Origin of the sequence: [Limnothrix rosea] IAM M-220 (assembly GCF_001904615.1) — a bacterium.
In the GTDB taxonomy this organism is placed as follows: Bacteria; Cyanobacteriota; Cyanobacteriia; order Cyanobacteriales; family MRBY01; genus MRBY01.
This window is the reverse complement of the sequence record NZ_MRBY01000003.1, coordinates 128,129-136,293: the sequence shown is the minus strand read 5'-3', so window position 1 is coordinate 136,293 and position 8,165 is coordinate 128,129. Positions and strand designations below refer to the sequence as shown.

At 48.4% G+C, this 8,165-nt stretch carries 5 protein-coding genes; 2 read left to right on the top strand and 3 right to left on the bottom strand.

What is annotated here, in order from left to right:
• Positions 1 to 87 precede the first annotated feature (87 nt).
• Positions 88 to 1,347 carry a GAF domain-containing sensor histidine kinase gene (locus NIES208_RS02585; protein WP_075889405.1) on the bottom strand — a complete coding sequence of 420 codons (1,260 nt, stop codon included), beginning with the start codon at positions 1,345 to 1,347 and terminating at the stop codon, positions 88 to 90.
• A 252-nt stretch (positions 1,348 to 1,599) separates the two neighbouring features.
• Positions 1,600 to 2,361: a YebC/PmpR family DNA-binding transcriptional regulator gene (locus NIES208_RS02580; protein WP_075889403.1), complete on the bottom strand. Its 762-nt coding sequence runs from the start codon at positions 2,359 to 2,361 to the stop codon at positions 1,600 to 1,602.
• Positions 2,362 to 2,610: 249 nt separating this feature from the next.
• Here NIES208_RS02580 and NIES208_RS02575 point away from each other — a divergent pair, with 249 nt between their 5' ends.
• On the top strand, positions 2,611 to 6,126 hold the full coding sequence (locus NIES208_RS02575) for a hybrid sensor histidine kinase/response regulator (protein ID WP_139324966.1): 3,516 nt from the start codon (positions 2,611 to 2,613) through the stop codon (positions 6,124 to 6,126).
• Positions 6,127 to 6,196: 70 nt separating this feature from the next.
• Positions 6,197 to 7,780: a SpoIID/LytB domain-containing protein gene (locus NIES208_RS02570; RefSeq protein ID WP_075889401.1), complete on the top strand. Its 1,584-nt coding sequence runs from the start codon at positions 6,197 to 6,199 to the stop codon at positions 7,778 to 7,780.
• A gap of 23 nt (positions 7,781 to 7,803) precedes the next feature.
• Here the strand turns inward: NIES208_RS02570 and NIES208_RS02565 are convergent, their stop codons facing one another.
• The gene (locus tag NIES208_RS02565) at positions 7,804 to 8,097 is read right to left on the bottom strand and encodes a hypothetical protein (RefSeq protein WP_075889399.1); all 294 of its coding nucleotides are present in this window, start codon (positions 8,095 to 8,097) and stop codon (positions 7,804 to 7,806) included.
• Positions 8,098 to 8,165: the final 68 nt, after the last annotated feature.

The following is an 8,165-nucleotide window of genomic DNA, read 5'->3' as shown; positions in this document are numbered from 1 at the left end:
GCTCTCCCATTCACCGCGTCGTACTTCCGAGCATGCTTAAGCAAAACTCACGTTATTTTATTGCTTTTGGGTGGGCAACTCATCCCATCATTGCTGTAGGTCTCGATTGCCGTTATCTGGATCTGCGGCTAGACGAAAGGAAAAAGTTGAGCCGATAGAAACTTCACTTTTTATGTCTAGTTGGCTATTCATCTTCTGGAGGTAGGTTTGACACAAGATGAGTCCTAAACCTGTGCCTTGTTCGTTGGCTGTGCCAAGTTTTGGGGCTTGTCTTTGATGGTTGCGTAGGGACTCTAGGATTTGTGGTGTCATACCGAGACCCTGATCTTTTACGCCGAGGATGATTTCTTGCTGGTCGCGATGGGCAAATAATGTCACTGTGTCTTTGGGGCTGGAATATTTGATGGCATTACTGAGAAGATTGCGCCAAATAATGTGAACCAGTTCGGGTTGTCCTAAGGCATAAAGGTTTTCTTCAATGTCTTGGGCTAGGATAATTTGTTTTTCTGTCGCCCGCTGTTTAACCCAGTACAGGCTATCTTGGGCGATCGCCCCTATGGAGAAAGGTTGAAGCTCGGCAGCATCGGCGTTGAGTTGCTGTTGAACCCACTGCAAAACCTGATTGAGTTGGTTAGAGGTGTGGGTCAATTCTGGACGTAGTTCTCTGATGAGCGCCACCGTCTGATCTTGACTCAAAAATTCTTGGTCAAAGGCATCGACGAGACCTTCAAGGGAGGCGATGGGACTACGCAGATCGTGGGCAAGGACAGAAATGAGCTGGTTTTGAATTTTAGTCTTTTCTTCTAGCCGTTGTGCCTGTGCCTGAATCAGTTGGAGACTCTGTTTTGACTGGCGTAAATGGAGTCGCAATGCCAGTTGTTTTTCCACCTGCCGGCCTAAAAAGCTAAGAATTCGACGTTCTCGATCCGTTAAAACGCGAGGCTCTGGATCAATGATGCAAAGCGTTCCTAGTTTACTGCCATCAAAGGCTTGTAAAGGTTTTCCGGCATAGAAACGAATGTGGGGATCTGCCGTGACGAGGGGATTGTCAGCGAAGCGGTCATCTTGTTTGGCATCGGGAATTTCAAAAATCTGGTCATTATGGATGGCATGGCCACAAAAGGAAATATCCCTCGGCGTTTCCTTCACATCTAGCCCAACGGAAGCTTTAAACCATTGACGTTCTTGATCGATTAGAGAAATGAGGGCGATTTTGACATTACATAGCTCTGCTGCCATTTGTGCAAGCTCGTTGAATTCAGACTCTTCGGGGGTATCTAAAATGTCATAACGAAAGAGGGCAGCGAGTCTTTTTAGTTCTTTGGGGAGGGGTTCGGGCGCGAGCATAAATGTCTTTGTCGGTTAAATGGCTGGGTTGCTGGTCATGCCTATGGTGTAAAGATGGTTGCTCTGCCCAAGCTAATTAATGCTGGCGTTTATCATTCGAGCTTGCTCAATGTGTAGGGTCGGGTATGAGAGTGGGCTAAGTCTACAGGAAGGAAAATTATGGAAAGAGGTTCTTCTTTTTTTGATGGGCAACGTCTACATCTCTATTTTAGGAAGGTGCATTCCTTTATTTTTCTATCCGTAGCGATAAATTTACAATTGCGTCAGGTCAATATTGGGGGCGATCGCCAAATTGGCGGTGACATTTTGCACATCATCAAGGGCTTCTAACGCGTCAATCATTTTTAAAACAGCTTGCAGTTGGGTTGTATCATCCAGTGCCATTTCCGTTTCCGGTATCCAGCGCAGCTCAGATTCTTGAACCTGAAACTTTTCTTGCTGAAGAATTTTGCTGAGGCGTTCTAAATTATCTACTGTCGTGAACACCTCAATTTCATTATTGTCGGCGATGATGTCATAGCTTTCGGCTTCCCCCGCCATGGCCGCTTCGAGGAGAGCCTCTTCATCAACATCTTCTGCCGTTAAAATCACCACACCTTTTTGGGTAAACATCCAACTCACACAGCCTGTTTCTCCGAGATTGCCACCATTTTTACTAAAAGCTTCCCGCAGATCCGCCGCTGTGCGATTGCGATTATCCGTTAGCGCCTCAATGAGAATAGCCACGCCGCCTGCACCGTAGCCTTCGTAGCGAATTTCTTCATAGTTGGCATCATCGCTATTGAAAGTACCCGCTCCCTTGGCGATCGCCCGGTCGATATTATCATGGGGAATCCCCGCCGCCTTCGCCTTCTCAATCGCTGTGCGGAGCTGAAAATTTCCCGCCGGATCAGGTGTCCCCTGCCGTGCCGCCACAATAATGGCCCGCGATAGTTGCGTAAAGGTTTTACCCTTTTTGGCATCGACCCGTGCCTTTTGTCGTTTGATATTTGCCCACTTACTATGTCCAGCCATGGTGAATTTTGACAACAAAATAGCGTTTTCCCTGTAGTCAATATCAGGGATTAAAGCCCGTGAAATCAAGGATTTTCCTCAAAAATCCGGTTTTTGCCCTAGACCGTCGCACAAAGTAAGCAATGATCACAAAATAGATTTTTTTGACAAAGGAGTAATTTCCCGTAGAGGCTCAAAAAGATTGAGCTATGCTGGTTGTAATTTCTGAATTGTGTCAATTCTTCGATCTTCGTTTGGCGAGAGACTGCAGTGAGTAATAACGGCTATTCTTCAAAGCAAAATTTAGGGTCTAATTTCGACGACGAATTGTCGGACTTATTTGGGGAGCTTGACGAAACAGCCTCAGACTCATCGGAACCGATTAGCGGCTCCCTTGACGACGAATTAAGTGATCTGTTTGGCGCAGAGATAAATCCCCAGGCAACTTTGCCACCGATTGAAAGCAATTTAAACCAACTTTTTGACACAACAGTAGTCGGTGATGTTTCTGCTTCCCGTGGTGAAGTTGAAGAGATGACAGCGGAGGGCTTTGAAGCGCTATTTGAGGGTGAAGTCAGCTCGACCTCCGATGAAGAAATTGATCTCGATTTTGCCCGCATGACCCTGACCCCCCAAAGTGAACCGCCAGCCAGCGAAGCAGAAATTGAATCAGAGCTAGATAGTATTTTTGGGGAAAATGAATTTAGCGCCGATGAGCTGGAAGTCCAGCCGGATGACCCAATTGCGGAAACGTCGGAGGTGGTCTCCGGCCTAGAAAGTTTGTTTGCCAGTAGTCCGAGCGTTAAACATGAGCAAGAGTTAGAAGCGGATTTAGATAATTATTTTTCCAGTCGGAGTACTGTTCCCGGCGCTCAGTCTCCGGTTGCGCCCCCATCCTCCGAACCTGAGCCACAACCACCATCGGTTAATGCCTTTACGACTCCTCAGGTTGCTTCTCCGAGTCAACCGGCGATCGCCCTGTACCCAGATTTTGCCACCCTTGCGGCTCTAATTGAAGAACCCGCTACAGCTCCAGTCGCGAATTGGCAAGCCCTCGATAGTTTGGTGGGTGGAAGACAAGACAACCTTATTATGTCTCCACCAGCAGAAACTGAGGCGATCGCCCCCGTCTCTACACCCACCCAGAAAATGGACATTGCCAGCGCTAAAGACACAAGCTTTGATGACCTAGTCGAACTACTAGAACAGGCCGACATTGAAATGGGTGGCCCCCCTACCGTTAACGCCACACCCGCGACGGCACGCTCCCGCACAGCCAAACCCAAAGCCTTTGAGCAGACCATGCGGATCCCCGTCAAACAACTCGATAATCTCAGCAACCTAATGGGAGAACTCGTTGTTAACCGTAATAGTCTCGAACAGAGCCAAGAAAAACTCCGACAATTCCTTGACAGCCTCGTTGGGCAAGTCCAAAAACTGAGCGATATCGGTGGGCGAATGCAAGATCTATACGAACGTTCCCTCCTAGAACGCTCCCTCCTTGCCAGTCGCAGCCAAAATGATCACCGTGCCTCACGAGGCGCAATGGGTGGCTTTGACTCGAAAAGCACAATGGGTGGCTCCTCATCCGGACAGGATTACGATCCCTTAGAAATGGATCAATTTACCGGCTTTCACCTCCTATCCCAAGAAATGATCGAGTTAGTCGTCAGAGTGCGAGAATCTTCCTCAGACATTGAATTTCTCGTTGACGACACCGAACAAGTCGCCCGTAACCTCCGGCAAGTCAGCACCCAGCTCCAAGAAGGATTAACCAAATCACGGATGATCCCCTTCGCCCAAGCCGCCGATCGCCTGATGCGACCCGTGCGTGATATCTCCAATAAACTCCACAAAAAAGCCATTCTCGAAGTAGAAGGACGTGACGCTCTCATCGACAAAATGATCCTAGAGCAACTGTACGATCCCCTCACACACCTAATTAACAACGCCATTACCCACGGTATTGAAAGACCCGACGTTCGTACAAACTTAGGCAAATCCCCCACCGGTAAAATTTCCCTCAAAGCCTTTGTCCAAGGTAATCAAATTGTCATCTCCGTTGCCGATGATGGCGCTGGTATCAATCCCGATGTCATCCTCCGTAAAGCCTTAGAGAAAGGTTTGGCAACGCCGGGTCAAGTCAGAAACATGCCCCAGCAAGAAATCTACGATTTTATTTTTCACCCCGGTTTTACAACCAAAGATAAAGCCGATGACTTTGCCGGTAGAGGTGTTGGAATGGATGTCGTGCGCAATGCCCTTGGCGGTATCCGTGGCACGATCACCATTGACTCCGTGCTTGGACGCGGCACAAACTTTATCATTCGTTTACCGCTGACCCTCAATATTTGTAAGGCTCTCTGTTGTTTAAACCGCCATGCACGCATTGCCCTGCCCATGGATGGTGTGGAAGATATGCAGGACTTTACACCAGAACAAATCGAAGTTCAGGAAGGGCGCAAGTACATTACCTGGCGGAACTCTCGACTAAGGCTACATCCTTTAAATAATCTACTCACACACCAACGGCGGCTTAGTCGCACATCCTATGGTGGCGCGGCAGACTCAGACCAAATTCCCGTTGTGATTTTGCGTAGTGCGGGAAATTTATTGGCGCTACAAGTTGATCAGGTGATTGGTGAACAGGAAATTGTCATTAAGCAAATTGAAGGCCCCATTCCGAAGCCTGCTGGGATTTCAGGGGCAACGGTTTTAGGGGATGGCACAATTATGCCTGTAGCCGATGTCCTAGAACTACTGGAGCTTGCTGCCCAGGGACGGGTACGTAAGGCCAGTTCTTGGCAGGAGACAATGCCACCCCAGGACATTCCGCAAAACTTTGCGGCTGATCCGATGGTTTTGATTGTTGATGATTCGATTACTGTGCGGGAATTGTTGTCCCTCAGTTTTACGAAAGCTGGTTACCGGGTAGAACAGGCGCGGGATGGTCAGGAAGCTTGGGAAAAGTTGCGGGGAGGCTTACTCTGTGACTTGGTTTTCTGTGATATTGAGATGCCGCGCATTGATGGTTTGGAGTTGTTATCCCGGATTCAAAAAGATCCGAATTTAGCGCAGATCCCTGTGGCTATGTTGACTTCTCGTGGTGCCGATCGCCACCGTCAAGTGGCGGCTCAACTGGGAGCTAGTGCTTACTTTACAAAGCCATACCTTGAAGAGGCGTTGCTAGATGCAGCGCTGAAAATGAGGGAAGGTGAGGTTCTTTTACCCGGTAGTACTCGGGTAGCGAAGGTCGAAGAGAAGTCTCCCCCACCGGCACCTGTTGCGACTCCACCGTCCAAGATATTTTCTGGGAATCATGGAAAATCTCCAACGGCGCCTCCTGCTGACTCTGAGAATCGTCGTTTTGGGACGCAGGCGACCTTTAAGGTGTTAATTATTGATGACTCGGTGACGGTGCGGGAGCTGCTGGCGATTACATTCCAAAATGCTGGTTATGTGGTTGAAAAGGCGCGCGATGGACAGGATGCTTTAGATAAACTGTTAGCGGAACCTGATTTTAATGTGGCGTTTTGTGATATTGAAATGCCTCGTATTGATGGTTTGGAGCTGTTGAACCGTGTCCAAGAGCATGAAGTGTTGCATCATATTCCCATTGCGATGTTGACCTCCCGTGGTGCGGAGCGCCACCGTAAAATTGCGGCTGAGCGTGGTGCTAAGGCCTATTTCACGAAGCCCTATGTGGAAGATAATTTGCTGAAAGCGGCGGAGCGACTGATTCGTGGCGAGGTACTCCTAGATGAAAATGGTAAGGTAGTGGGATAGATTTGATGATTTTGTCGTCATTGTTTTTTAGAGCTATGATTGGCGATCGCCGTAGGAGTTGACCAAAATAATGTTTCAGTCAAAGACTGTACTACTTGGTATGGGTATGGTGGCGGGTTTTTCTTTGCTGGCAGCCCAGCCCGCTATTGCAAGGGATGTTGAAATTAAAGTCGGTATTGTGCAGCGTTTTGGGGAAGAGGAGTCTGATACCTTAACTGTTGGTAGTTTGCCGGGCGATCGCCTCACCCTTGAGATTGAAACGGGTGGTCAGCCGCAGATTTTAGAGACGGACAAGGTGACTTTCACCCTAGGGGCGCGCGCATTGTCCGAAGCGGAGTTGTCGGAACATATTGTTCTGAGTGATCAAGGCACTTTTGAAACGGCCGAAGATAGTGCTAAAGAGTGGCGATCCCGCGGCATTGAAGTGGAAATTACCCAGCCGGGTCGCTGGCAGGTATGGGCACATCGGGAGGTTTACAATACGCCGCTCCTGAAACGTTTATTGCTAGAAGATTTACAGCGGGCGGGATTTACTGAGCCTTATTTAAGTTCTGAGGTGCGGCAAGAACGGGCGATCGCCTCCTTTGTGGTGGGCGGTTATCGTTACAATCGTGCCAATGTCGCCATTCGTTCAGGCAATAATTTATTTACGATCCAAGAAGACGGGGGCAAACAAAGCCGTTTTGCTGGTCGTCTCCAGCTCCAGCCCAATGCCTACGGCACTTACACTCTGGTCAACGAAGTTGATATCGAGACCTATTTACGGGGCGTTGTGCCCTACGAAATCGGCCAAAGCGCGCCGACTAACGCGGTAGAAGCCCAAACGATTATTGCACGCACCTATGCCCTCCGTAATTTACGGCGTTTTAAGGCTGACAACTATGAAATGTGTGCCACTGTCCATTGCCAAGTTTATAAAGGTTTAGAAGGAAGTACGAGTCGCATCGATCAGGCGATCGCCCGCACCAAAGGACTCGTTTTGACCTACGAAAATGAATTGGTGGATGCACTATATTCCTCCACAACAGGTGGCGTAACGGCCTCCTTTAGCGATGTCTGGAATGGCGAGGAACGTCCCTATCTGAAAGCGGTGATTGATTCTCCCAACCAAGTGTGGGATCTGGGGGCAACCTCTTTAGCCGATGAACAAACCTTTAGAAAATTTATTGCCCTAAATGAAGGCTTCAATGAGACTGGCCGAAGCCCCTTCCGCTGGGAACGTTCTGCTACCCTTCAAGAGCTGGCAACAACGCTGCAAAAATATCTCGAAAAAACCCAGCATCCGCTCGAAGGGATTAAATCTGTTCAGAAATTAGAAATTATGCGGCGATCGCCCTCAGGCCGGGTACTCGAATTGGATGTCACCACAGACAAAGGCATTGTCAAACTGCTAAAAAATGAAATTCGTAGTGCTCTAGGGCCACCACGCAGCACCTTGTTTTATCTCCAACCAATGAAAAATGCCCAACAACAAATTACAGGCTATACCTTTGTTGGTGGTGGTTTTGGTCACGGCGTGGGTATGAGTCAATTTGGGTCCTACAATCTCGCTAATCTGGGTTGGTCTGCTGCTAAAATCCTCGAATTTTATTATCCCGGCACGACCTTGCAGCCTTTAAACGACTCCATCGTTTTTTGGGAGGAAATGGAATAAAACTTGCGTAGTGCTACAAAGTCCTACAAGTAACTAGACACCGAGCGTAAGACATCGGGAATGGGCGTATCCTCAGGAAATTTGAGGCAGGTTTCCGAATAGCCGAGATAGCCAGATTCGGTAAAAGCCATGAGCATCCTTGCGAGGGCAACCCAAACTTCTTGATCAAATTCCCAATTTCCCTCGCGAGGGGCATAACAGGAAATAGATTTTAGCGCCCAAAAGTAGCTATTTCGAACCACCGATCCACCTTTTTTAAAGGCTGGCACATCGTCTTTGTCGATACAGAGAATGTCGTCTTGGATAAATACCCGCATCTAGGTTGAAAGTCATAGTTCTCTAGCTCTAGCCTAAAACATTGCCGGTCTCGAAAAAATGGTGGCGA

Coding starts and splice junctions, on each gene's coding strand:
- NIES208_RS02585 (WP_075889405.1), bottom strand. CDS start 1,347: ATGCTCGCGCCCGAACCCCTCCCCAAAGAACTAAAAAGACTCGCTGCC.
- NIES208_RS02580 (WP_075889403.1), bottom strand. CDS start 2,361: ATGGCTGGACATAGTAAGTGGGCAAATATCAAACGACAAAAGGCACGG.
- NIES208_RS02570 (WP_075889401.1), top strand. CDS start 6,197: ATGTTTCAGTCAAAGACTGTACTACTTGGTATGGGTATGGTGGCGGGT.
- NIES208_RS02565 (WP_075889399.1), bottom strand. CDS start 8,097: ATGCGGGTATTTATCCAAGACGACATTCTCTGTATCGACAAAGACGAT.